The following is a 23,917-nucleotide window of genomic DNA, read 5'->3' as shown; positions in this document are numbered from 1 at the left end:
CCTATTCCAGTGATCTATAAAGCCACCTCGACTTGGCCCGGCGCGGTGACCCGTGCCTTGATGACGCGGTTGGAATTGAGGTTCTTGACCCGGATCTGTTCGCTCATGCCGCCGTTGGACAGCGCTTCGCCCGGCATCTTCACATTCAGCCCGCCGCTGCTGGCGGAAATGATGACCTGGTCGCCCTTGCGAATGACTTCTGCCTGTTCAAGATGGACCAGGGTGATGACCTGGTCGGCGACCATTGGTCGGGTCAATCGTTGCCCGACAGCCTGGTCCACTGACGTCAGGTAACCCTGATTGATCAGGCTGATGTCCCGCTCGCGCAAGATGACATCCTCATAGCCGATGATTCCGCTGCGTTTGAGCGGCCGCGACACCACGACGACATCGCGGAACAGTTTGACCTGGGCGGGCACGAACACGGTCCAGGGCGAGGTCCCTTCACAGCGCACCTTGACCGTCACGCGACCAATGGGCTGGGCCGGGCTTTCCAGGCTGGCTGTCAATTCCTTGTCGCACATCGGCATGCGCAGGCGCGGATCCAATTGGTTGACCTGGATTTCATAGCGTCCTGGCGTCTGGGTGGTTGCCAGATAATCTTCTACAGTGAATTCAAGAAAGCCTTGGGTGACGCCGATAAGTAGATCAGGCAAGGTGACGTCGGCGGCGCGGGCAGTGATGCCTGCGCCCACGGCAAACAACGCCATCCAGGCGCAGAGCAATCTGCGATACCGTGAGTGGCGAGTGCGTCGGGAAACTGTCGTTTTCATATCCATAGCCAATAAAAAGCAAAGCTCGTGCCGTTTAGTGTTGGGTGCGCGTCGTACCCCCAAAGGTTTTAGCGTAGGAGTCTGGGCATGGCAGGTGTAATGGATTCAGTAAACCAGCGTACACAGCTGGTAGGGCAGAATCGCCTGGAGTTGTTGCTTTTTCGCCTGGACGGCAAGCAGCTCTATGGCATCAACGTGTTCAAAGTGCGGGAAGTGCTGCAGTGTCCCAAGCTGACGATCATGCCCAAGTCGAGCCCGGTGGTGTGTGGCGTAGCCAACATCCGTGGCGCGACCATCCCGATTCTCGACCTGGCATTGGCCACGAGTTCGGCCGGCCTGCAAGACCGCGAAAACCCGTTTGTGATCATTACCGAATACAACACCAAGACCCAGGGTTTCCTGGTGCGCTCGGTGGAACGTATCGTCAACATGAACTGGGAAGAGATCCATCCGCCGCCCAAGGGCACCGGTCGCGATCACTACCTCACGGCGGTGACGCGAGTAGACAACCAGTTGGTCGAAATCATCGACGTGGAGAAAATCCTCGCCGAAGTCGCACCGACTTCCGAAGCGATTTCGGTTGGCGTCGTCGATGCCGAAACGGCGCACAAGGCGGTTTCGCTGCGGGTGCTGACGGTGGACGACTCCTCGGTGGCGCGTAAACAGGTGACCCGTTGCCTGCAAACCATCGGCGTTGAGGTGGTGGCGCTCAACGATGGCCGCCAGGCGCTGGATTACCTGCGCAAACTGGTGGATGAAGGCAAGAAGCCGGAAGAAGAATTCTTGATGATGATTTCCGACATCGAGATGCCGGAAATGGACGGCTATACCCTCACGGCTGAAATACGCAACGATCCACGCATGCAAAAATTGCATATCATCCTGCATACTTCGTTGTCGGGCGTATTCAATCAGGCGATGGTCAAGAAGGTCGGTGCTGACGACTTCCTGGCTAAGTTCCGCCCTGATGACCTGGCATCCCGGGTAGTCGACCGGATCAAGGCAGCAGATCACGGCTAGGGGAATTTCCCTGGCGGTCACACGATTTAAGAGGCGGTATCATTGTCTACGGGTAATTTGGATTTCGAACAGTTCCGGGTCTTCCTGGAAAAAGCCTGTGGCATATTGCTCGGTGAAAACAAGCAGTATCTGGTATCCAGCCGTCTCAACAAACTGATGGAACAGCAGGGCATCAAGTCCCTCGGTGAGTTGGTCCAGCGGATTCAGAGCCAGCCGCGCAGCGGGCTCAAGGAAATGGTGGTCGATGCCATGACCACCAACGAAACCCTATGGTTTCGCGACACCTACCCCTTTGAGGTACTCAAGAGCAAAGTGCTGCCCGAGGCCATCAAGGCCAGCCCGGGTCAGCGTTTGCGGATCTGGTCGGCAGCCTGTTCCTCGGGGCAGGAACCGTACTCGATTTCGATGGCGATCGACGAGTTCGAACGGACGAACATGGGCCAGTTGAAGGCCGGCGCGCAAATTGTCGCCACCGATCTGTCGGGCACCATGCTCACCAACTGCAAGACCGGCGAGTACGACAGCCTGGCCCTGGGCCGCGGTTTGTCCCCGGAACGCCTGCAGCGTTACTTCGACCCGAAAGGGGCGGGGCGTTGGGCGGTCAAGGCGCCGATCAAGAACCGGGTGGAGTTTCGCTCGTTCAACCTGCTCGACAGCTACGCCAGCCTGGGCAAGTTCGACATGGTGTTCTGCCGTAACGTGCTGATCTACTTCTCGGCCGAAGTGAAGAAAGACATCCTGCTGCGCATCCACGGCACGCTCAAGCGCGGGGGGTATCTGTTCCTCGGTGCATCCGAGGCGCTGAACGGCCTGCCGGATCATTTCCAGATGGTGCAGTGCAGTCCTGGGATCATTTACCAGGCCAAGTAAGTCGCACGCAGTCAAAGTGTGGGAGGGGGCTTGCCCCCGATAGCGGTGTGTCAGTCTCAGTATCTATGACTGAACCACCGCTATCGGGGGCAAGCCCCCTCCCACATTTGTTTTGCGGCAAGGTAAAAGCGGCAACTCCCGATTGCCGCTTTACTGGCGCCACGCGGAAGCCGTTTGCCGCTTTTCTGGCATTGCCGCCGGCAATCTCTGCGTAACCCCTTGATATATGGGCTTTAGCCAGATTGGCATGCACCTTGCTATAACCCTGTTAACGAACAGCAGGTCAGCCTAAAGGTTTCCGCCATGAGCATCAGCTTCGATAAAGCGCTCGGTATCCACGAACAAGCCCTCGGCTTTCGCGCCCAGCGTGCCGAAGTCCTGGCCAACAACATTGCCAACGCCGACACCCCGAACTACAAGGCTCGGGACCTGGACTTCTCCGCCGTGCTCGCCGCACAGCAGGACAAGACCAAGAACGGCACCTTCGCCTTGAACATGACCAACAGCCGTCATATCGAAGCGCAAGGCCTGAGCAGTGGCGACGAATCGCTGCTGTATCGCACGCCGATGCAGCCGTCGATCGACCAGAACACCGTCGACGCGCAGTTGGAGCAATCGGCCTACGCCGAGAACTCGGTGAACTTCCAGGCCAGCTTCACCCTGCTCAACAGCAAATTCAAAGGGCTGATGTCAGCCCTGCGTGGAGAGTAAGCCATGTCCTTAGCCAGTGTTTTCAATATTGCCGGTAGTGGCATGAGCGCGCAGACCACGCGCCTGAACACCGTCGCCAGTAACATCGCCAACGCCGAGACGGTGTCTTCGAGCATCGACCAGACCTACCGCGCCCGTCACCCGGTGTTCGCCACCATGTTTCAGGGCGGCCAGAGCAGCGGCGGCGATTCGCTGTTCCAGAATCAGGACGCTGCCGGGCAAGGCGTGCAGGTACTCGGCGTGGTTGAAGACCAGAGCAATCTGGAAGCGCGCTATGAGCCTAATCACCCTGCGGCGAACGAAAAAGGCTACGTGTACTACCCGAACGTCAACGTGGTCGAGGAAATGGCTGACATGATCTCTGCCAGTCGCTCGTTCCAGACCAACGCGGAAATGATGAACACCGCCAAAACCATGATGCAGAAGGTCCTGACCCTGGGTCAGTGATAAGGGGCGCCAAACAATGGCCATTGTTGATACGACGAACAACTCGGCAGTCCAGGACCTGTTCAACAGCAAGGTCAAGACTGCGACGGACAACAGCAGCCTCAGCACCGCCACCAAGACGGCAACGGGCAACCAGTCGCTGGGCAAGGATGCGTTCCTGCAACTGTTGGTGACCCAACTGAAGAACCAGAACCCGCTGTCGCCTCAGGACAACGGTGCGTTCGTGGCTCAGTTGGCGCAGTTCAGTAGCCTGGAAGGCATCAACACCCTGAACGACTCGGTAAACAGCATTTCCAGCAACTTCAGCTCGTCGCAAGCATTGCAGGCTTCGTCGCTGGTCGGTCGCTCGATCATTACCCAGACCGACAAGGCGCTGGTGGACACCAGCAAGAGCATGACCGGCTCGGTCGCAGTGACGGCGGCAACGGGCAACGTCTCGGTCAAGATCACCGACAAAGACGGTGTCGTGGTGCGTACCCTCGATATGGGCGCACAGAGCGCGGGCAGTTCCGACTTCATCTGGGATGGCAAGAACGCTGACGGTGAGGTCGCCCCGGCAGGGACTTACACCTTTACGGCCACCACCAAGAATGACGCGGGCGACGCAGTGGCTCTGGCCACTTCGCTGCCGGCGACGGTCACCAGCGTGACCCTGAGCAAGACCGGCGGCGAAATGCTGCTCAACCTTGCAGGCGGCATGGGCAGCGTCAAGCTGTCGCAAATTCAGACTATCGGTACATAGAGCCGGCTAGATACGGCAGAGGGAGAGAAACATGTCTTTTAACATCGGCCTGAGCGGCCTCTATGCGGCCAACAAACAACTGGACGTGACCGGCAACAACATCGCCAACGTCGCGACCACTGGCTTCAAATCGTCCCGTGCGGAATTCGCGGACATCTACGCGGCGTCCAAGCTGGGCACCGGCCAGAACAGCATCGGTAACGGTGTGAACCTGGCGGCCGTGTCCCAGCAATTCACCCAGGGCGACGTCAACAACAGTGGCGGCATCCTGGACATGGCGATCCAGGGCGGTGGCTTCTTCGTACAGAAGGGCAGCGACGGTTCGCTGGAATACACCCGTAGCGGTGCTTTCCGTGCAGACAAAGACGGCTACATCACCAACAACACCGGTACTTCGCGCCTGCAAGGCTACGCGGCGGATGACAACGGCAAGATCGTCAAGGGTGGCTTGGTCGACCTGCAACTCAACTTGTCGAACCTGCCGCCAAAAGCCTCCAGCACCGTCGATTCCACCAGTAACCTGAACTCCTCGGAGGCGGTGATCGACCAGGTGGCCAAGCCTTTCAACCCAACCGACACCAAGACCTTCACCACCCAGTACAGCACCACCTTGTACGACACCCAAGGCAACGCTCACCCGATGGTGCAGTACCTGGTGAAGACGGGTTCCAACCAATGGAACTCCTACACCCTGATCGACGGGCGTAACCCTGATGGTACCCCGATCAGTGGCGCAGGCGCGGTGGCACCTGTCGCGTCGACCCTGACGTTCGACACGGCCGGTAAGCTCGCTGGCGTGGTCACCCCGCCCAGCATAGTCTCCAACACCACCCTGACCATTTCCAACTGGAAGCCGGGCACCGTGACCAACGGTGTATGGACTGCTAACGGCGCCGCGGCCAACACCGGCGGTATTGCGGTCAACATGGCGAATATCACCCAGTACAATTCGGCCAGCTATCGCAACCCACCGGTCACCGATGGCTATGCCACCGGCCAGATCACCGGGCTGAAAATCGACGGCAGCGGTGTACTGTTCGCCACCTTCAGCAACCAGCAGAGCAAGGCCATTGGCCAGATCTCCCTGGCCAGCTTCAACAACGAACAAGGCCTGCAACCGGCAGGCGGCACGGCCTGGAGAGAGACCTTTGCCTCGGGCCAACCGGGATACGACACCCCTCAAGCCGGCACCCTCGGTTCGATCGTGGCCAACTCCCTGGAGAACTCCAACGTCAACCTGACCAACGAGCTGGTGGACCTGATCAAGGCCCAGAGCAACTACCAGGCGAACGCCAAGACCATCTCCACCCAGAGCACCATCATGCAGACCATCATCCAGATGACCTGATGCGCTAACGCTGCACAAGAAGCCCCTCGATCGAGGGGCTTTTTTTTGCGTTTTATTTGGCATCAGGACCTTTTCCCACCCCCGATGCGGTTACGAGATGACACGCCTTTGTTGGAACGCACCACACCTGTCTTTCCACCTATCAAGCCGAGAGGCGTTGGGTTGTTTCATTACCTGGGAGAGGCGGTATGTGGAATTCATCGATATCCGGCCAAGGGGCTGGGGGGATGCGTTACGAGGGGGGGTGGGGAGGACAGTACCAGAAGGGGGTCAACCAGTCTGATGGCACCAAGGACGACAAGGGGGCCGTCAAGGACAGTATCACGAAGCTGATCAAGGAGCTTGAAGATGCCGAAAAAACCTCCAAGAACCAGACGGCCCAGGAGCTGCGGGACAAGCTGAATGAAAAGCGAAAGGAGCTCGGCGAAGAGAAGTTCAAGGAGATCCTCGAAGAGGTGAAGAAAGACGCGCCTGAGGGCTTTCAGGCGTTCATGAAGAGAGCCTTCCCGGAGGAATTTCCGGATGGCCCGGATGCGCCGCCGTCACCAGCACCGTCTCCATCCCCCTCTCCGGACGGCGGTGGGGGAGGGGGGGGGCGGCGGCGGCGGCGGTGGAGGCGGTGGAGGCGGCGGCGGTGGTTTCGGCCCCAGCGAGTCCATGAGCGACAAGCCGATTACCGAAGGCGCGAAGCATTTCGACTACAAGCCCGATGACAGCGAGCCGGGGAAAAAACCGGAGAATATCTGGAGCGGCTTCAGACAGGGGCCGGACGGCAATTGCGTGACGGTTTCAGCGATTAAAGCCGCCATGATGCAATTTGGCGAGAAGCCCACCGACGTCTTCAAAGAGGTCAAAGAGACGGGTAATGGCTACTCTGTGACCATGCGCGATGGTGTCAAGGTTGACCTGACCAAGGATGAAGTGCGGCTGGCTGCCACTCATGCACGTTTCCAGGGCGATGACCCGAAAATGATGACCAACGCCAATTTCATGTTTGCCGTCAGCGCAAAACGCGCGCAATTGGAAAACAACGACGGCACTGCCGGACGCAGCTTTCTGGATGGCATACGTACCCTCAATGACGGCGAGTACAGCCGGGAAGGCTTGGACCGTCTGGGCTTGCGCAAAAATTACCGGCAGGCCACGGATGCCGACTTGCGAAGCGGCAAGGTGGGGACGGTGGAGTATGGCGGTCATTCGATGGCGGTGATCGGTGGCCGGATTGAACTGTGGGGCAAGCGGGGCGGGGTGCCCCGGTCGGGGATTGCGACCATATTGTTCGACGACTGACGAGCCTTTGCCCAGGCAAAAGAAAACCCCGATAAACCCAACTGCAGCAAGGGAATATCGGGGTTTTCCAATCCCGGGCCATCAAGCCCGGAACGTGCTCAGCTTATTGGCAGGCTTCGCAATCCGGCTCGTCGATCGCGCAGGCTTTCGGCACGGGGGCCGGGCCGGCTGGTGCGGCGAGCACCGAGTCATCACCGTGGTTGCCGCTGGAAACCGCGTTCAGCTTGCCGGTGTTGATGGTCGACTTCTCGGTGCTGGTCGCGGCCAGGGCACGGAGGTAGTAAGTGGTTTTCAGGCCACGGTACCAAGCCATGCGGTAGGTCACGTCGAGCTTCTTGCCCGAAGCGCCGGCGATGTACAGGTTCAGCGACTGCGCCTGGTCGATCCACTTCTGGCGACGGCTGGCGGCGTCAACGATCCATTTGGTGTCCACTTCGAAGGCAGTCGCGTAGAGCTCTTTGAGTTCTTGCGGGATGCGCTCGATCTGCTGCACCGAACCGTCGTAGTACTTCAGGTCGTTGATCATGACCGAGTCCCACAGGCCGCGGGCTTTCAGGTCGCGAACCAGGTACGGGTTGATCACGGTGAATTCGCCCGACAGGTTCGATTTCACATACAGGTTCTGGTAGGTCGGTTCGATCGACTGCGACACGCCAGTGATGTTGGCGATGGTCGCGGTCGGTGCGATGGCCATGATGTTGGAGTTACGGATACCTTTCTGCACACGGGCACGTACCGGCGCCCAGTCCAGGGATTCGTTCAGGTCAACGTCGATGTACTTCTGGCCACGTTGCGCGATCAGGATCTGTTGCGAATCCAGCGGCAGGATGCCTTTGGACCACAGCGAGCCCTGGAACGTCTCGTAGGCGCCGCGCTCGTCGGCCAGGTCGCAGGAAGCCTGGATCGCGTAGTAGCTGACCGCTTCCATGGACTTGTCGGCGAACTCGACCGCGGCGTCCGAACCGTAAGGAATGTGCTGCAGGTACAAAGCGTCCTGGAAGCCCATGATCCCCAGGCCAACCGGACGGTGCTTGAAGTTGGAGTTCTGCGCCTGTGGCACCGAGTAGTAGTTGATGTCGATCACGTTATCGAGCATGCGAACAGCGGTGTTGACAGTGCGCTCCAGCTTGGCGGTGTCCAGCTTGCCGTTGACGATGTGGTTCGGCAGGTTGATCGAGCCCAGGTTGCAGACGGCGATCTCGTCCTTGTTGGTGTTCAAGGTGATCTCGGTGCACAGGTTCGAGCTGTGGACCACGCCTACGTGCTGCTGCGGGCTGCGCAGGTTGCACGGGTCTTTGAAGGTCAGCCATGGGTGGCCGGTTTCGAACAGCATGGACAGCATTTTACGCCACAGGTCTTTGGCCTGGATGGTCTTGAACAGCTTGACCTTGCCTGGGTACTCGGTGAGGGCTTCGTAGTACTCGTAGCGCTCTTCGAAGGCCTTGCCGGTCAGGTCGTGCAGGTCCGGCACTTCGGACGGCGAGAACAGGGTCCACTTGCCGTCGTCGAAGACACGCTTCATGAACAGGTCAGGAATCCAGTTGGCGGTGTTCATGTCGTGGGTACGACGACGGTCATCGCCGGTGTTCTTGCGCAGCTCGATGAACTCTTCAATGTCCATGTGCCAGGTTTCCAGGTAGGCACACACAGCGCCTTTGCGCTTGCCACCCTGGTTGACCGCTACGGCGGTGTCGTTGACGACTTTCAGGAACGGTACGACGCCCTGGGACTTGCCGTTGGTGCCCTTGATGTACGAACCCAGTGCGCGCACCGGCGTCCAGTCGTTGCCCAGGCCGCCGGCGAATTTGGACAACATGGCGTTGTCGTGGATCGCGTGGTAGATGCCCGACAGGTCGTCCGGCACGGTGGTCAGGTAGCAGCTCGACAGCTGTGGACGCAGGGTACCGGCGTTGAACAGGGTCGGCGTGGACGACATGTAGTCGAAGGACGACAACAGGTTGTAGAACTCGATGGCACGGTCTTCTTTGTGCTTCTCTTCAATCGCCAGGCCCATGGCCACGCGCATGAAGAACACTTGCGGCAGTTCGAAGCGGATACCGTCCTTGTGGATGAAGTAACGGTCGTACAGGGTTTGCAGGCCCAGGTAGGTGAACTGCTGGTCGCGCTCGTGGTTGATCGCCTTGCCGAGTTTTTCCAGGTCGAAGGTGGCCAGGACCGGGTTCAGCAATTCGTATTCGATACCCTTGGCGATGTAGGCCGGCAGGGCCTTGGCATAGAGGTCGGCCATCTCGTGGTGGGTGGCGCTGTCGGCCACGCCGAGGAAGCCCAGGCCTTCGGCACGCAGGGTGTCCATCAACAGGCGCGCGGTGACGAACGAGTAGTTCGGCTCGCGTTCAACCAGGGTACGGGCGGTCATCACCAGGGCGGTGTTGACGTCGGTCAGGGCCACGCCGTCGTACAGGTTCTTCAGGGTTTCGCGCTGGATCAGGTCGCCGTCGACTTCTTCCAGGCCTTCGCAGGCCTCGGTGATGATGGTGTTCAGGCGGCCCAGGTCCAGCGGCGCGAAGGTGCCGTCGGCCAGGGTGATGCGGATCGATGGGTGCGCGTGTACGGCGGCTTCGTCGGCCGGGGAGCGAACGGCACGTTCCTTGGCGCGCGAATCACGGTAGATCACGTAGTCGCGGGCGACTTTCTGCTCGCCGGCACGCATCAGGGCCAGTTCGACCTGGTCCTGGATTTCTTCGATGTGGATGGTGCCGCCCGAAGGCATGCGACGCTTGAAGGTCGCGGTGACTTGTTCGGTCAGGCGGGCAACGGTGTCGTGGATGCGCGACGAGGCGGCAGCGTTGCCGCCTTCAACTGCAAGAAACGCTTTGGTGATGGCGACGGTGATTTTGTCATCGGTGTAAGGAACGACAGTGCCGTTACGCTTGATCACGCGCAGTTGGCCGGGTGCAGTGGCGGACAGATCCATATTCGAATCAGCGGCCTGCGGCACGGAGCCCTGCGGGTTCTCGCGAGTTGTGTCGGTTTGCATGGGGGGTTGTCTCCACATTCTATATTTATTTGGGCACCATCACGGTGCCCACCGTTCCGTCCTGAAGCACTTACAGCAGGCCTTGGCCTGGCATAACAACTTCGGGACAGGAGGAAGGGGGGCTTATCGCGCCGCTTCCATGCCGAAGTCTTCGGTTTGGCGCTCAAAAGCGCCTCGCCGTATTCCTGGTGGGTGACAGTTGCCCGGTTCAAGCACTGCAACACCCGTACCGTTTTACGCTGTTGGAGCGCTAAAACGGTTGCCATCCGCATGAGCGGTTTGGGCTTTCAAAAAATGCTGGAGTTGGACCAAACAGGAGCAAGAAAGGGCTTGAGTTTCTTGTCTGATTTGTGTTTGGTCTTTTAGTTCAAAACCCTACATGTAGGGTTTTTTTGGCGCCGAGGTACAAGATAATGCGTTTTTGGAGGCTTAGCAATCCAGGGCCTGTGGATAACGCTGTGAGTAAAATGTGTATGAAACGTAGAATGCCCGTGTAGGCCGCAGTACTGCTGGACCGCGCCGTTTGTCACTGAATATTCCAAGAAAAAAACGGCTCTTTGGATTTTTGAGGGCGCGAACCCTATCACAAAAAAACCGCATCACCGAATGCATTTCCTGGCTTGTGTTCGAGGGTTGGGGCATGGCTACAATCGATCATTGTTATGCCCTCACAACATTACAAATAAGGTGTGGCTGGCGAAGATCAACATGTGGGAGGGAGCAAGTCCCCTCCCACATTTGATCGAGCAGACCAACCAATCCCCTAATAACAACGAGGATTACCTGTGGAGCATGAAGCCTGGCAAATCCTGATCGTCGAGGATGACGAGCGATTGGCCGAGTTGACCCGTGATTACCTGGAGAGCAACGGCCTGCGCGTGTCGGTGGAAAGCGACGGCGCCCAGGCTGCGGCGCGGATCATCGCCGAACAGCCGGACCTGGTGATTCTCGACCTGATGCTGCCCGGCGAAGATGGCCTGAGCATCTGCCGCAAGGTGCGCGAGCGCTACGACGGGGTGATCCTCATGCTCACCGCGCGTACCGACGACATGGACCAGGTATTGGGCCTGGACATGGGCGCCGACGACTACGTGTGCAAACCCGTGCGCCCGCGCCTGCTGCTGGCGCGTATCCAGGCCCTGTTGCGCCGCAGCGAGCCGGCGGAACCGGCCGTCGCGCAAAACCAGCGCCGCCTGCAATTCGGCCCGCTGCTCGTGGATAACGCCCTGCGCGAAGCCTGGCTGCAGGGCGACGGCATCGAACTGACCAGCGCCGAGTTCGACCTGCTGTGGCTGCTGGTGGCGAATGCCGGGCGCATCCTGTCGCGCGAAGAAATCTTCATCGCCCTGCGCGGCATCGGCTACGACGGCCAGGACCGCTCGATCGACGTGCGTATCTCGCGCATCCGTCCGAAGATCGGCGACGATCCGATCCACCCGCGCCTGATCAAGACCGTGCGCAGCAAAGGCTATCTGTTCGTCCCCGAAGCCGCTGGCGACATACCGCTGTGAACTCGATCTTCCTGCGCATCTACGGCGGCATGTGCGCGGCGCTGATCCTGGTGGCGCTGCTGGGCGTGCTGGCGTTGCACCTGCTCAACGACGTGCGCAGCGGGCAGTACCGTGAACGTCTGGCCCACGGCACCTTTGCCTTGATGGGAGACAACCTGCAACCCATGAGCGCGATCGAGCGCCAGCGCGCGCTGGCGGTGTGGGAGCGCCTGTTGGGCATTCCCCTGATGCTGCGCACGTACACCGATGCCCAACTGGACCTCGGCCAACGCACCCGCCTGCAGCATGGCCAGGTGCTGGTGCAACAGACCGGCCCCCATGCGGCGCGGGTCCTGCGTTTGGTCAGCGAGCAGGATCAGTTGGTGCTGGAAGGTGAAGTGCAACAGATCAGCGAGCAATTGGCGCGGGCGACGATCTACCTGTTGGCCGACGAGTTGGTGCGTTTTCCGGTGGCCGAGCAACCGCAACGCCTGGCGGATATAAAGGAAGCCAAAGGGTTTGGCTTCGAGATGCACCTGATGGCCCTCGATCAGGCCGATATGGACGACGACCAGCGCCGCCGCGTGTCGGAGGGCGATACGGTGATGGCGCTGGGCAAGGGCGGCGACTCGATTCGGGTGTTTGCCGGCATGGTCGGCACGCCCTGGGTGCTTGAAATCGGCCCGTTGTATCAAATGAACCCGTACCCGGCGCAATGGTTGATCCTGATCGCATTGATCGGCCTGACCCTGATTGGCCTGATCGTCTATCTGTTGGTGCGTCAGCTCGAGCGCCGGCTCAGAGGCCTGGAGGCCGCTGCCACGCGTATTGCCAAAGGCAACCTGGAAGTGCGCGTGCCCGCGCGCGGCGCCGACTCGGTGGGGCGCCTGGCCGCCGCCTTCAATGGCATGGCCGAGCACCTGCAGCAGTTGCTCGCGATCCAGCGCGAACTGGTGCGCGCGGTGTCCCACGAGTTGCGCACCCCGGTGGCGCGCCTGCGTTTCGGCCTGGAGATGATCGGCGAGGCCGCCACCCCGCAGGCCCGGCGCAAATACCTCGAAGGTATGGACAGCGATATTCAGGACCTCGACGGCCTGGTCGACGAAATGCTCACCTACGCGCGCCTGGAGCAGGGCGCGCCGGAGCTGAATTTCCAGCGGGTCGACCTCAATGCGTTACTCGACCAGGTGATCGGCGAATTATCGCCACTGCGCCCGCAGGTCAGCGTGAGCCGTGGTATCTGCCTGTCATCGGTGCATTGGGACGATGCCTGGGTCGATGCCGAACCGCGCTACCTGCACCGCGCCCTGCAGAACCTGGTGAGCAATGCCATGCGCCATGCCCAGGGCCGGGTGCTGATCAGTTACCAGGTCGGCCAGGTGCGCTGCCGCATCGATGTGGAAGACGATGGCCCCGGCGTACCGGAAAGCGCCTGGGAACGCATCTTCACGCCGTTCCTGCGCCTGGACGACAGCCGAACCCGCGCCTCGGGCGGGCATGGCCTGGGCTTGTCGATTGTGCGGCGGATTATTCATTGGCATGGCGGGCGGGCATTGATCAGCAAGAGCAACAACCTGGGAGGGGCGTGCTTCAGCCTGAGTTGGCCACGGGACCAGGATAAATCCTGATACTGCTATCGGGAGCAAGCCGAACCCTCGCACCGCCCCTCTTGGAATGCATTCCAGTGTGGGAGGGGGCTTGCCCCCGATGACGCTAGATCAGACGCCGATTGCTACAAGGCTCAACAACTGTTCCCCATCCACCGCAAATTGCCCAACCAACTCCTTGCCGTGGCACCACTCGCCGGACAACTCCGTCAGCAGCCGCAACCGCATCTGGCCGTGCTCGGACCATTCCACCACTTCGGCATGCTCAAAGTAGAAGCGCTTCTGCACGATCGGGTAGAGCGCCTTGAACAGGCTCTCCTTGGCCGAAAACGTCAGTGTCACCAGCTGCGCATGTTGCTCACGCGGCAACCTGGCCATGCGCTGCAACTCATCGGCGGTGAGAATTTCCCCCGCCAGGCGTTCCGCGCGCTCCAGGCTCAGGACATTTTCCAGGTCCATCCCCAGCCCGCGCCATTGCGCCTTGTGCCCGACGATTGCCGCCGCGTGCCCGCTGCTGTGGGTGATGGAGCCGCTGATGTGCGGCGGCCACACCGGCGCCCGGTCTTCGCCGATTGCCGGCACGCAGTCCAGGTTATCGAGCTGTTGCAAGGCGGCGCGGGCGCATAACCGTCCGGCGAGAAACTCCGCCTGGCGCTTGGCCACCGAACGCTGGATGCTCGCCGGCGGCGGCACCGCGCTGCGTTGGAAATCACCGGCGATCAACAGGGCCGGATCAAAGCGCGTACTGAGCAACACCGTACCCGGCAAGGGATCGGGCAGTGGCCAATGGGCGTCGAGTGGGGTGCAGCAAGCGGGTAGGGGCGTCATGGGCGGTATTTTGCCGAGTTGGCGCGCCAGTGGATAGTCCGTAGCGGTTCAGGCCAGGTTCAGAGCCTGTTCAGGGGGAGTTCAGGGGCGCTTGCGTAGTGTGGGCCTACAGCCTACGTGGAGGTAAGTACCATGACTGCAATCAAGAAGCTGATGTTGGCGTTGACCATGTTCAGTGCCACCGCCGGGGCGCAGGCCAGCGATGGCGCCTTTGCGGCATTCGGTAGCGAGAGAACCAAGAAATCCAGCACGCTGATGCAGCGTGTGAGCTTCGAGGCGGTGCGCAGCCAGGCCGCGCCTTGGGGCCAGTCGCTGGGTTCGAGCAGCCCGCAGGCGACGTATCGTGCCGGCTATGAGCATCTTGGTGGCCAATACAATGGCATTAAACTGCGCCCGCAAGACCTGCAGGGCCGCTATGATATCCCTCTGTCGGACTGTTGATTTGCTTTGGAGAGCCTTATGAAATTGCTGGTCGTGGAAGATGAGGCTCTGTTGCGTCATCACCTGTATACCCGCCTGACCGACAGCGGGCACGTGGTCGAAGCCGTGGCCAACGCGGAGGAGGCCTTGTACCAGACTGGCCAATTCAACCATGACCTGGCGATCATCGACCTCGGCCTGCCCGGCATGGGCGGTCTTGATCTGATCCGCCAACTGCGCGCCCAGGACAAGACCTTCCCGATCCTGATCCTCACCGCTCGCGGCAACTGGCAGGACAAGGTCGAAGGCCTGGCCGCTGGCGCCGACGACTACGTGGTCAAGCCGTTCCAGTTCGAAGAACTGGAAGCGCGGATGAACGCGTTGCTGCGTCGTTCCAGCGGCTTTACCCAATCGACCATCGTCGCCGGCCCCTTGCTGCTGGACCTCAACCGCAAGCAGGCCTCGTTGGACGAGCAGCCCCTGGCGCTGACCGCCTACGAGTACCGGATTCTCGAGTACCTGATGCGTCACCATCAGCAGGTAGTGCCCAAGGACCGCTTGATGGAGCAGCTCTACCCCGATGACGATGAGCGCGACCCGAATGTCATCGAAGTGCTGGTCGGCCGCCTGCGCCGTAAACTGGAAGGCCCGGGCGGGTTCAAGCCGATCGACACCGTGCGCGGCCTGGGCTATCTGTTCAATGAGCGCTGTCGTTGATTCGCTCGTTACGTGTGCGCTTGATGCTGGCGGCCGCCACCCTGGCCGTGCTGTTTATGCTGGGTTTGTTGCCGGCCATGCAGGGCGCGTTCAGCCTGGCCTTGCAGGACTCGATCGAGCAGCGCCTGGCGTCGGACGTCACCACCTTGATTTCGGCGGCGCGGGTTGAAAACAACCGCCTGCAAATGCCGGCGCAGTTGCCGGACGAACGCTTCAACCTCACCGATAGCCGGTTGCTCGGTTATATCTACGACCGCGAAGGCCATCTGGTGTGGCGCTCGCGGGCGACCCAGGAAGAAAACATCAACTACAGGCCGCGCTATGACGGGCGCGGTAATGAGTTTGCGCGGATTCGCGAGGGCAATGGCCAGGAATTCTTCGTGTATGACGTCGAGGTCAAGCTGCTCGGCGGCAAGAGTGCGGCGTTCAGCATCGTCGCGCTGCAACCGGTGCGCGAATACCAGTTGACCCTCGAAGGCCTGCGCGAAAACCTCTACCTGGGCTTCGGCGCGGCGTTGCTGGTGTTGCTGACGTTGCTCTGGCTGGGCCTGACCTGGGGCCTGCAAGCGTTGCGGCGCCTGAGCCAGGAGCTGGACCAGATCGAAGGCGGCACCCGCGAAAGCCTCAGCGAAGAACACCCGCGCGAACTGCTGCGCCTCACCGGGTCTCTCAACCGCTTGCTGCACAGTGAGCGCGAGCAGCGTACCCGCTACCGCGACTCCCTCGACGACTTGGCCCACAGCCTGAAAACCCCGCTGGCGGTGTTGCAGGGCGTGAGCGAAGACATGGCCCAGCGCCCCGAAGACCGCGACCAGGCCTGGGTGCTGCAATCGCAGATCGAACGCATGAGCCAGCAGATCAGCTACCAGTTGCAGCGCGCCAGCCTGCGTAAAAGCGGCCTGGTACGCCATCAGGTACGCCTGCAGCCGGTACTGCAAAGCCTGTGCGACACGCTGGACAAGGTCTACCGCGACAAGCACGTCAAAGTGAGCTTCGTATTGCCGGACGCGTGCGATGTGCCCATCGAAAAAGGCGCCTTGCTGGAACTGCTCGGCAACCTGCTGGAAAACGCCTACCGCCTGTGCCTGAGCGAAGTGCGTATCAGCCTGGTGGAAAGCCTGGATGGCATCGAACTGTGCATCGAAGATGACGGCCCCGGTGTGCCGCCCGACCAGCGCGCGCGGATTCTGCAACGGGGCGAGCGGCTGGACCGCCAGCACCCGGGGCAGGGGATCGGCCTGGCGGTGGTCAAGGACATCATTGAAAGCTACGGCGCGCGCCTGACCCTGGGCGACTCGCCTTTGGGGGGCGCGGCGTTCAAGATCCACTTTCCGGCCGTTTGACCTTCCTTGAGTGGCGCCTGCCTAACTCTCCTGTGCCCGATAAGCCCCCGGCGTCAATCCCGTCCACTTCTTGAACGCCCGATGAAACGCCGACGGCTCGGAGAACCCGAGCTGCTCGGCAATTTCCTGCAATGACAGATCCGCGCGTCCCAGGTGGTAAATGGCGATGTCCCGCCGCAGCTCATCCTTGAGCGCTTGAAAACTGCTGCCTTCTTCACGCAGATGTCGGCGCAGGGTCTGCGGGCTGATGTGCAAGTGCTGGGCAACGGCGTCCAGGTCCGGCCAGGGTGTGCGGTCACGGCTGAGCAGGCGGCGGATCTGGCTGCTCAAACTGTCGCCCTCATCGGGCCGCGACAACAAGTCGGCGGGGGAGCGCTGCAGGAAATGCTTGAGGGTGCGCTCGTCCTGCAGCAGCGGCAGGCTCAAGTAACGCGCAGGAAACACCAGGCTGCTGTTCGGTGCGTCGAACACCTGCGGGCAGGGAAACAACAGGTCGTATTCGCTGGCGTGGGCCGGCATCGGGTAGCTGAATGTGGCCTGCTGCAGGCGGATGCGCTGGCCGATCAACCAACTGCCGAGGCGATGCCAGATCAGCAGCAGGGATTCGCTGAGAAAGTGATCCGGGTCCCCGAGTTGGGAGTCGTCCAGGCTCAAGCGGGCCATTTCGCCTTCCCGTGTCAGCTGCCAACGCGGACCTTGTGGGAATAGGCTATAAAACAATAAGCCGCGTTCGAGAGCCTTCTCCAGGGTGCGGCAATGGATCAGCGCGTGGCACATCATGGCGAACGTGCCGCGCTTGCTCGGACCTTCGGCAAAGCCCAGGTATTCGTCGTCCAGCGCGAGCCAGAGCATTTGCAACAGCCGGGTAAATTGTTCCGGCGCGATGCGGGCGCGGGGTTCGTTCAGCAGTTCCGGGGTGATGCCCACCTGCTGCAACAGGCCCGAGTAGTCGTAGCCGGCCCGGCGCGCACCGCCGAGGGCCGCTCGGGCGTAGTGACTGGCGATGGTACGTTCGCGCATGCAAGGGCCTCGTCCATGGAAGGGCGGATGGTAGCCATCACCCGCTACAGCGACAAGGCGGATATCCGCCAAATTGTAGGACGAGATACGGCGAGTTGGCGGAAACCCGCCATGCAATGGACGGCGCTCAGGCGCGCCTTGATCCCTCCAGCCCTGATGTCTAAGGGGCTTCAGGCCGTTTAAGCAAAGTGGCACGACGTTTGCGATAAAGATTACAGCGCAGGCTTGGTCCTACAGGTCTCGCAAACAACAAATCCCTCCAGTGCAGGAGGGTTCGCAATTCAAGTGCCGTGGGCAATGGCGGATATTTGCCACACGGGACGATTGAGGAACTTTGCAATGACGACTCGTCAGCCACTGTACAAATCCCTGTATTTCCAGGTGATCGTTGCCATCGTTATCGGTATTTTGCTCGGTCACTTCTACCCGCAGACCGGTGTGGCGCTCAAGCCGCTGGGTGACGGGTTCATCAAACTGATCAAAATGGTCATCGCCCCGATCATCTTCTGCACCGTTGTCAGCGGCATCGCTGGCATGCAGAGCATGAAATCGGTCGGCAAAACCGGCGGCTACGCGCTGCTGTACTTCGAAGTCGTGTCCTCCATCGCCCTGTTGATCGGCCTGTTCGTGGTGAACGTCGTGCAGCCGGGCGCTGGCATGCACATCGACGTGGCCACCCTGGACGCATCCAAAGTGGCGGCCTACGTGACAGCTGGTAAAGACCAGAGCATCGTAGGGTTTATCCTCAATGTGATTCCAAACACCATCGTCGGCGCGTTCGCCAACGGTGACATCCTGCAAGTGCTGATGTTCTCGGTGATCTTCGGTTTCGCCCTGCATCGCCTGGGTGCCTACGGCAAGCCGGTGCTGGACTTCATCGATCGCTTCGCCCACGTGATGTTCAACATCATCAACATGATCATGAAGCTTGCACCGATCGGTGCGCTGGGTGCCATGGCGTTCACCATCGGTGCCTACGGTGTCGGCTCCCTGGTGCAACTGGGCCAGTTGATGATCTGCTTCTACATCACCTGCGTCCTGTTCGTGGTGGTGGTGCTCGGCGCCATCTGCCGCGCGCACGGCTTCAGCGTGCTGAAACTGATCCGCTACATCCGTGAAGAGCTGCTGATCGTTCTGGGTACGTCCTCGTCTGAATCGGCACTGCCACGCATGCTGATCAAGATGGAGCGTCTGGGCGCGAAGAAATCCGTGGTTGGCCTGGTGATCCCGACTGGCTACTCGTTCAACCTCGACGGTACCTCGATCTACCTGACCATGGCTGCCGTGTTCATCGCCCAGGCGACTGACACCCACATGGACATCACCCACCAGATCACCCTGTTGCTGGTGCTGCTGCTGTCCTCCAAGGGCGCTGCAGGCGTGACCGGCAGTGGTTTCATCGTGCTGGCCGCGACCCTGTCGGCCGTGGGCCACCTGCCGGTTGCCGGCCTGGCGCTGATCCTCGGCATCGACCGCTTCATGTCCGAAGCCCGTGCGCTGACCAACCTGGTCGGTAACGCCGTGGCGACCCTGGTTGTCGCCAAGTGGGTCAAGGAGCTGGACGAAGACAAGCTGCAAGTCGAGCTGGCTTCCGGTGGTCGTGGGATCTCCGACACCCGTGAAGAAGATGACCTGGGCGTGGCCGAAGGCCCTGCGCCGGTGATCAAGTAACCCGCTGATGGCGTGAACTGACGCCCACAGCAATCCGCAAACGCCCCGACTGGTTCGGGGCGTTTGCGTTTCTGCGCGGCCAAATTCGAATTTTTTGGTTTACAGTTAGTCAATGCTCCATCAAAGGCCCGGTGAAGATCCGTCTTCGCAAGAGAGCCTCCTCAGCCTGAGCCCATCTGCGTGCACCCGAACCAGCGATACCTTTCGCAGCAGATGGCTCGCCCCTAAATGCAAAAAATAGGCGGGCGTGCCCAATGATTACCCTGAAACTCAACGGTCAAGACCATCAACTGGACGTCACCGAGGATATGCCGCTGTTGTGGGCGATTCGCGATGTGGCGGGTTACAACGGCACCAAATTCGGCTGCGGCATGGGCCTGTGCGGCGCGTGCACCATTCATATCGACGGCGCCCCGGCGCGCAGTTGCATCACCCCGATCGGCGCGGTCAAGGGCCAGGCCGTGAGCACCATCGACAACCTGCACACCGACCCCATCGGCCAGGTCGTGCAGCAAGCCTGGCTGGACAGTGCCGTGGCCCAGTGCGGTTACTGCCAGGGCGGGCAAATCATGTCGGCCACCGCGCTGCTGAAAACCAACCCCAACCCCAGCGACGAGCAGATCGAGGAGGCGATGGTCGGCAATATCTGCCGCTGCGGCACCTACAACCGCATCAAGACCGCGATCCGCCAGGCCTCGACGCACCTGCAGGGGGCCAAGGCATGAACCGTTTACCCGCTGATTTCGTCCTCGATAACCTCAGCCGCCGCGGTTTCCTCAAGGGCGTCGGCGCCACCGGCGCGCTGGTGATCGCCGCCAGTTGGGGCCTGCCCGCAGCGTTTGCCGCCGATGCCGCCAAGAAGTATGGCGGCGATGCCATGCCCCATGGGCTGATCGATGACCCCAAGGTCTACGTCAGCATTGCCACCGACGGCACCGTGACCGTGATCTGCAACCGTTCGGAAATGGGCCAGGGCGTGCGTACCAGCCTGAGCCTGGTAGTCGCCGATGAGTTGGACGCCGATTGGGCCCACGTGCGCGTCCAGCAGGCGCCGGCTGACGAAGTGCGTTACGGCAACCAGGACACCGATGGCTCGCGCAGCATGCGCCACTGGTTCGAACCGATGCGGCGTTGCGGCGCGAGTGTGCGCGCGATGCTGGAACAGGCGGCTGCCGAACAGTGGAAGGTGCCGCTGGGCGAGTGCCGTGCGCAGCTGCATAAGGTGGTTCACCAGCCCAGCGGTCGCACCTTGGGCTATGGCGAGCTGGCCGCCGCTGCCGGTGCATTGGCGGTGCCGGCGCGCGACACGCTGCGCCTCAAGCAGCCGTCGGAGTTCCGCTACATCGGCAAAGAGGGCGTCAAGGCCATCGACGGCGCCGATATCGTCAACGGTCGCGCGGTCTACGGCGCGGACGTGCATTTCGACGGCATGCTCTACGCCACCATTGCACGGCCGGCGGTGTATGGCGGCAAGGTCAAATCCTTCGATGCCAGTGCGGCGTTGAAGGTGCCGGGGGTGATCAGGGTCCTCGAAATCGAAAGCCGGCCTCTGCCCTCGGAGTTCCAGCCGCTGGGCGGCGTGGCCGTGGTGGCCAGCAACACATGGGCAGCGATCAAGGGCCGCGAAGCGCTGGCGATTGTCTGGGATGACGGCGTCAACGCCGGCTACAACTCGATCGATTACCGCAAGGAGCTGGAAGCGGCCGCGCGGCAACCGGGCAAAGTGGTGCGCAACACCGGCACCCTCGAGCAGGCGATGAACGAGGCCGACAGCACTTTGGACGCCGCTTATTATTTGCCGCATCTGGCCCAGTCACCGATGGAACCGATGGTTGCCGTTGCCCGTTTCGACAAGGGCCAGTGCGAAGCCTGGGCACCCAGCCAGGCGCCCCAGGTGACCCGTGAGCGCGTCGCCGAGCGCCTGGGCCTGCCTTTCGATAACGTGACGATCAATGTCACGCTGCTGGGCGGCGGTTTCGGTCGCAAGTCCAAGCCGGACTTCGTGGTCGAGGCGGCCATCCTCGCCAAGGAATTCCCCGGCAAGGCCGTGCGCGTGCAGTGGACTCGTGAAGATGACATCCACAACTCCTACTTCCACACGGTTTCCGCCGAGTACCTCAAGGCCGGCCTGAACAAAGACGGCCTGCCTTCCGCCTGGCTGCACCGCACCGTCGCGCCGAGCATCACCGCGTTGTTTGCGCCGGGGATGAACCACGAGGCGGCGTTCGAGCTGGGCATGGGCTTTACCAACATGGCCTACGCGATTCCCAACGTGCGCCTGGAAAACCCCGAAGCCGCCGCCCACACCCGGGTTGGCTGGTACCGCTCGGTATCGAACATCCCGCATGGCTTTGCGATTCAGAGCTTTGTCGATGAGCTGGCGCACAAGGCCGGCCAGGACCCGTTGCAGTACCAACTCAAACTGCTTGGGCCGGACCGTCAGATCGATCCGAAAACCCTGAGCGATGAGTGGAACTACGGCGAATCCCCGGAGCGCTACCCGATCGATACCGCCCGCCTGCGCGGCGTCCTCGAAACCGCCGCCAAAGCCGCCGGCTGGGGGCGCACGCTACCCAAGGGGCGAGGCCTGGGGCTGGCGGTGCATTACAGTTTCGTCACCTATGTGGCGGCGGTGATCGAGGTGGAAGTCAAAGACGACGGCACGCTGATCGTCCACAAGGCGGATATCGCTGTGGACTGCGGCCCGCAGATCAACCCGGAACGCATTCGCTCGCAATTCGAAGGCGCCTGCGTGATGGGCCTGGGCAACGCGGTATTGGGCGAGATCAGCTTCAAGGACGGCAAGGTCCAGCAGGACAACTTCCATATGTATGAAGTGGCGCGCATGTCCCTGGCGCCCAAGGTTGTCGCGGTCCACCTGGTCACGCCACAGGGCGAGGTGCCGTTGGGCGGTGTCGGTGAGCCCGGCGTACCGCCGATTGCGCCGGCGCTGTGCAACGCGATCTTTGCCGCCACCGGCAAGCGTATTCGCAACCTGCCCGTGCGTTATCAGTTGCAAGGCTGGCAGGAGGCGAAGGCTTGATGGACAGTGTGGATCTGAATGTCCTGCGCAGCGTGCTCGAATGGCGCCGCGCGGGGCAGCGGGTGGTGTTGTACAGCGTGGTCCAGACCTGGGGCAGCGCGCCGCGTCCGCCCGGGGCCATGCTGGCCTTGCGCGGCGACGGGGTGGTGATCGGCTCGGTGTCCGGCGGTTGCATTGAAGACGACTTGATTGCGCGTCTGCAGGATGGTCGGTTGGCGGACGACGGGCCCGCGGTGCAGTTGGTGACCTACGGCGTGACACGCGATGAAGCGGCGCGTTTCGGCCTGCCGTGCGGCGGCACCCTGCGCCTGACCGAAGAGCGCGTGACGGAGTGGCAGTGGGTGGCCGAGTTGCTGGCGCGCTGTGACGCCCATGAAATCGTCGCTCGGGAGCTGGACCTGGCCACCGGCGACGTGAGCTTGAGCCCCGCGAGCAAGACCGACGTGGTGAGCTTCGACGGCGAGCGCCTGCGCGCCATCTATGGCCCGCGCTGGCGCCTGCTGTTGATCGGCGCCGGGCAGTTGTCCCGCTACGTGGCGCAGATGGCGCGGTTGCTGGATTTCGAAGTGCTGATCTGCGACCCGCGTGAAGAGTTCGCGTATGGCTGGGAAGAACCGCACGGCCGCTTTGTGCCCGGCATGCCTGATGAAGCGGTGCTGAACATCCAGACCGACGAACGCACGGCCATCGTCTGCCTGACCCACGACCCGCGCCTGGACGATATGGCGTTGCTGACGGCACTGAACTCCAATGCGTTCTATATCGGCGCGCTGGGTTCGCGGGTCAACACGCGTAAACGCCGGGAAAACCTGGCGGCGCTGGGATTGTCTGCGCAGGCGATCGCGCGGTTGCATGGGCCGATCGGTTTGCATATTGGCAGCCATACACCGGCGGAGATCGCGCTGTCGTTGCTGGCGGAAATTGTCGCGATCAAGAATGGCGTGGTGCCGCTGCAGAAAAAGCCGCTGTCGGTGCAGGTTGAATGACCGTCACGGTGATTGTGCTGGCGGCGGGACAGGGCAGTCGTTTTCGCGCTGAAGCCGGGGCAGATCGGGATAAATTGCTGGCTGAGTGCGTCGGCCGGGACGCAGTGGTGCGGCCGGTGATCGAGCAGGTGCTGGTGAATTTGCCGGCGTGGGCGCTAAAGCGCGTGCTGGTGACGTCGCCCGAGCGGCTTGAAGTCATTCGTCTGGCGCAGGTCCATGGCTGCGAGGTAGTGCAGCTGTGCTCGGCCGGAATGGGTGACAGCATTGCGGCAGCGGTCGCGGCCAGTGCTTCCAGTGATGGCTGGCTGGTGGTGCTGGGTGATATGCCGTTCATCCTGCCGTCCAGCATTGAACGGGTGCTGGAGCACGTGGACAGCATCAACGTGCCGGTGCATGCCGGCCAGTATGGGCATCCGGTTGCGTTTGGACGAGCGTTTGGGCTTGCGTTGATGGCGTTGACGGGCGATCGCGGGGCCAAGCCGCTGTTTGCCCAGGGGCAGGTGCGCGAGATCCAGGTAAACGACCCTGGCGTACTCTGGGATGTGGATCTGCCGCATCTGTTGGATTTCAAACCGCTCTGAAATGTGGGAGGG

At 61.4% G+C, this 23,917-nt stretch carries 22 protein-coding genes; 18 read left to right on the top strand and 4 right to left on the bottom strand.

What is annotated here, in order from left to right; genetic code table 11:
- Positions 1-14 precede the first annotated feature (14 nt).
- Positions 15-779, bottom strand: a complete 765-nt coding sequence (gene flgA, locus C8K66_RS28880; protein ID WP_032804943.1) for a flagellar basal body P-ring formation chaperone FlgA — start codon at positions 777-779, stop codon at positions 15-17.
- An 81-nt stretch (positions 780-860) separates the two neighbouring features.
- Here flgA and C8K66_RS28875 point away from each other — a divergent pair, with 81 nt between their 5' ends.
- From C8K66_RS28875 to C8K66_RS31760, 8 genes are all read left to right on the top strand, one after another.
- Positions 861-1,793: a chemotaxis protein CheV gene (locus tag C8K66_RS28875; protein ID WP_026140310.1), complete on the top strand. Its 933-nt coding sequence runs from the start codon at positions 861-863 to the stop codon at positions 1,791-1,793.
- 42 nt (positions 1,794-1,835) lie between these two features.
- Positions 1,836-2,663 (top strand): protein-glutamate O-methyltransferase CheR, encoded by an 828-nt coding sequence (cheR, locus tag C8K66_RS28870; RefSeq protein WP_026140309.1) that lies wholly within the window; start codon positions 1,836-1,838, stop codon positions 2,661-2,663.
- A gap of 303 nt (positions 2,664-2,966) precedes the next feature.
- Entirely contained in the window at positions 2,967-3,374 is a 408-nt protein-coding gene (flgB, locus tag C8K66_RS28865; protein ID WP_003175633.1) for a flagellar basal body rod protein FlgB, read from the top strand.
- Positions 3,375-3,377: 3 nt separating this feature from the next.
- Positions 3,378-3,821 (top strand): flagellar basal body rod protein FlgC, encoded by a 444-nt coding sequence (flgC, locus tag C8K66_RS28860; protein ID WP_046382341.1) that lies wholly within the window; start codon positions 3,378-3,380, stop codon positions 3,819-3,821.
- A gap of 16 nt (positions 3,822-3,837) precedes the next feature.
- Positions 3,838-4,563: a flagellar hook assembly protein FlgD gene (gene flgD, locus C8K66_RS28855; protein WP_057005511.1), complete on the top strand. Its 726-nt coding sequence runs from the start codon at positions 3,838-3,840 to the stop codon at positions 4,561-4,563.
- 31 nt (positions 4,564-4,594) lie between these two features.
- Complete coding sequence (flgE, locus tag C8K66_RS28850; RefSeq protein WP_057005510.1) at positions 4,595-5,911, top strand: flagellar hook protein FlgE; 1,317 nt, start codon at positions 4,595-4,597, stop codon at positions 5,909-5,911.
- 227 nt (positions 5,912-6,138) lie between these two features.
- Positions 6,139-6,624: a hypothetical protein gene (locus tag C8K66_RS31765; RefSeq protein ID WP_158276056.1), complete on the top strand. Its 486-nt coding sequence runs from the start codon at positions 6,139-6,141 to the stop codon at positions 6,622-6,624.
- Positions 6,569-7,201 (top strand): hypothetical protein, encoded by a 633-nt coding sequence (locus C8K66_RS31760; RefSeq protein WP_079444541.1) that lies wholly within the window; start codon positions 6,569-6,571, stop codon positions 7,199-7,201. The genes C8K66_RS31765 and C8K66_RS31760 overlap by 56 nt, the downstream gene beginning before the upstream one ends.
- Before the next feature lie 103 nt (positions 7,202-7,304).
- Here the strand turns inward: C8K66_RS31760 and C8K66_RS28835 are convergent, their stop codons facing one another.
- Positions 7,305-10,199: a ribonucleoside-diphosphate reductase subunit alpha gene (locus tag C8K66_RS28835; RefSeq protein WP_046382345.1), complete on the bottom strand. Its 2,895-nt coding sequence runs from the start codon at positions 10,197-10,199 to the stop codon at positions 7,305-7,307.
- Between the two features lie 785 nt (positions 10,200-10,984).
- Here C8K66_RS28835 and C8K66_RS28830 point away from each other — a divergent pair.
- Together C8K66_RS28830 and C8K66_RS28825 are read left to right on the top strand one after the other, a co-directional pair.
- Positions 10,985-11,710 carry a response regulator gene (locus C8K66_RS28830; RefSeq protein ID WP_046382346.1) on the top strand — a complete coding sequence of 242 codons (726 nt, stop codon included), beginning with the start codon at positions 10,985-10,987 and terminating at the stop codon, positions 11,708-11,710.
- Positions 11,707-13,317 (top strand): ATP-binding protein, encoded by a 1,611-nt coding sequence (locus C8K66_RS28825; protein ID WP_046489255.1) that lies wholly within the window; start codon positions 11,707-11,709, stop codon positions 13,315-13,317. The genes C8K66_RS28830 and C8K66_RS28825 overlap by 4 nt, the downstream gene beginning before the upstream one ends.
- 90 nt (positions 13,318-13,407) lie before the next feature.
- Here the strand turns inward: C8K66_RS28825 and C8K66_RS28820 are convergent, their stop codons facing one another.
- Positions 13,408-14,124, bottom strand: coding sequence for a 4'-phosphopantetheinyl transferase (locus C8K66_RS28820; protein WP_057005507.1), 717 nt, complete (start codon positions 14,122-14,124; stop codon positions 13,408-13,410).
- 132 nt (positions 14,125-14,256) lie between these two features.
- On the opposite strand from C8K66_RS28820, the gene C8K66_RS28815 reads away from it, so the two are divergent.
- From C8K66_RS28815 to C8K66_RS28805, 3 genes are read left to right on the top strand one after another with little or no spacing between them, the layout of a single operon-like run.
- Positions 14,257-14,565, top strand: coding sequence for a hypothetical protein (locus C8K66_RS28815; protein WP_046382349.1), 309 nt, complete (start codon positions 14,257-14,259; stop codon positions 14,563-14,565).
- 18 nt (positions 14,566-14,583) lie between these two features.
- Positions 14,584-15,261 carry a response regulator gene (locus tag C8K66_RS28810; protein ID WP_046382350.1) on the top strand — a complete coding sequence of 226 codons (678 nt, stop codon included), beginning with the start codon at positions 14,584-14,586 and terminating at the stop codon, positions 15,259-15,261.
- Positions 15,258-16,604 carry an ATP-binding protein gene (locus C8K66_RS28805; protein WP_046382351.1) on the top strand — a complete coding sequence of 449 codons (1,347 nt, stop codon included), beginning with the start codon at positions 15,258-15,260 and terminating at the stop codon, positions 16,602-16,604. Before C8K66_RS28810 ends, C8K66_RS28805 begins: the two co-directional genes overlap by 4 nt.
- A 21-nt stretch (positions 16,605-16,625) precedes the next feature.
- Here C8K66_RS28805 and C8K66_RS28800 read toward each other — a convergent pair whose 3' ends face one another.
- Positions 16,626-17,624, bottom strand: coding sequence for an AraC family transcriptional regulator (locus tag C8K66_RS28800; RefSeq protein ID WP_046382352.1), 999 nt, complete (start codon positions 17,622-17,624; stop codon positions 16,626-16,628).
- Between the two features lie 339 nt (positions 17,625-17,963).
- On the opposite strand from C8K66_RS28800, the gene C8K66_RS28795 reads away from it, so the two are divergent.
- The 5 genes from C8K66_RS28795 (at position 17,964) to C8K66_RS28775 (ending at position 23,905) form a co-directional block, all read left to right on the top strand.
- Positions 17,964-19,295 (top strand): dicarboxylate/amino acid:cation symporter, encoded by a 1,332-nt coding sequence (locus C8K66_RS28795; RefSeq protein ID WP_057005505.1) that lies wholly within the window; start codon positions 17,964-17,966, stop codon positions 19,293-19,295.
- Between the two features lie 254 nt (positions 19,296-19,549).
- Positions 19,550-20,020: a (2Fe-2S)-binding protein gene (locus C8K66_RS28790; RefSeq protein ID WP_046382354.1), complete on the top strand. Its 471-nt coding sequence runs from the start codon at positions 19,550-19,552 to the stop codon at positions 20,018-20,020.
- Positions 20,017-22,338, top strand: a complete 2,322-nt coding sequence (locus C8K66_RS28785; RefSeq protein WP_108526643.1) for a xanthine dehydrogenase family protein molybdopterin-binding subunit — start codon at positions 20,017-20,019, stop codon at positions 22,336-22,338. The genes C8K66_RS28790 and C8K66_RS28785 overlap by 4 nt, the downstream gene beginning before the upstream one ends.
- Positions 22,338-23,324 carry an XdhC family protein gene (locus C8K66_RS28780; RefSeq protein ID WP_046382356.1) on the top strand — a complete coding sequence of 329 codons (987 nt, stop codon included), beginning with the start codon at positions 22,338-22,340 and terminating at the stop codon, positions 23,322-23,324. The genes C8K66_RS28785 and C8K66_RS28780 overlap by 1 nt, the downstream gene beginning before the upstream one ends.
- Positions 23,321-23,905 carry a nucleotidyltransferase family protein gene (locus C8K66_RS28775; protein ID WP_108526642.1) on the top strand — a complete coding sequence of 195 codons (585 nt, stop codon included), beginning with the start codon at positions 23,321-23,323 and terminating at the stop codon, positions 23,903-23,905. The genes C8K66_RS28780 and C8K66_RS28775 overlap by 4 nt, the downstream gene beginning before the upstream one ends.
- Positions 23,906-23,917: the final 12 nt, after the last annotated feature.

The sequence above is a fragment of the Pseudomonas sp. GV105 genome, from assembly GCF_003058185.1.
GTDB lineage: Bacteria > Pseudomonadota > Gammaproteobacteria > Pseudomonadales > Pseudomonadaceae > Aquipseudomonas > Aquipseudomonas veronii.
This window is presented reverse-complemented; position numbering and strand designations above follow the sequence as displayed.

Coding starts and splice junctions, on each gene's coding strand:
- flgA (WP_032804943.1), bottom strand. CDS start 779: ATGGATATGAAAACGACAGTTTCCCGACGCACTCGCCACTCACGGTAT.
- C8K66_RS28875 (WP_026140310.1), top strand. CDS start 861: ATGGCAGGTGTAATGGATTCAGTAAACCAGCGTACACAGCTGGTAGGG.
- flgB (WP_003175633.1), top strand. CDS start 2,967: ATGAGCATCAGCTTCGATAAAGCGCTCGGTATCCACGAACAAGCCCTC.
- flgC (WP_046382341.1), top strand. CDS start 3,378: ATGTCCTTAGCCAGTGTTTTCAATATTGCCGGTAGTGGCATGAGCGCG.
- flgD (WP_057005511.1), top strand. CDS start 3,838: ATGGCCATTGTTGATACGACGAACAACTCGGCAGTCCAGGACCTGTTC.
- flgE (WP_057005510.1), top strand. CDS start 4,595: ATGTCTTTTAACATCGGCCTGAGCGGCCTCTATGCGGCCAACAAACAA.
- C8K66_RS31765 (WP_158276056.1), top strand. CDS start 6,139: ATGCGTTACGAGGGGGGGTGGGGAGGACAGTACCAGAAGGGGGTCAAC.
- C8K66_RS31760 (WP_079444541.1), top strand. CDS start 6,569: ATGAGCGACAAGCCGATTACCGAAGGCGCGAAGCATTTCGACTACAAG.
- C8K66_RS28835 (WP_046382345.1), bottom strand. CDS start 10,199: ATGCAAACCGACACAACTCGCGAGAACCCGCAGGGCTCCGTGCCGCAG.
- C8K66_RS28820 (WP_057005507.1), bottom strand. CDS start 14,124: ATGACGCCCCTACCCGCTTGCTGCACCCCACTCGACGCCCATTGGCCA.
- C8K66_RS28815 (WP_046382349.1), top strand. CDS start 14,257: ATGACTGCAATCAAGAAGCTGATGTTGGCGTTGACCATGTTCAGTGCC.
- C8K66_RS28810 (WP_046382350.1), top strand. CDS start 14,584: ATGAAATTGCTGGTCGTGGAAGATGAGGCTCTGTTGCGTCATCACCTG.
- C8K66_RS28800 (WP_046382352.1), bottom strand. CDS start 17,624: ATGCGCGAACGTACCATCGCCAGTCACTACGCCCGAGCGGCCCTCGGC.
- C8K66_RS28795 (WP_057005505.1), top strand. CDS start 17,964: ATGACGACTCGTCAGCCACTGTACAAATCCCTGTATTTCCAGGTGATC.
- C8K66_RS28790 (WP_046382354.1), top strand. CDS start 19,550: ATGATTACCCTGAAACTCAACGGTCAAGACCATCAACTGGACGTCACC.
- C8K66_RS28785 (WP_108526643.1), top strand. CDS start 20,017: ATGAACCGTTTACCCGCTGATTTCGTCCTCGATAACCTCAGCCGCCGC.
- C8K66_RS28780 (WP_046382356.1), top strand. CDS start 22,338: ATGGACAGTGTGGATCTGAATGTCCTGCGCAGCGTGCTCGAATGGCGC.
- C8K66_RS28775 (WP_108526642.1), top strand. CDS start 23,321: ATGACCGTCACGGTGATTGTGCTGGCGGCGGGACAGGGCAGTCGTTTT.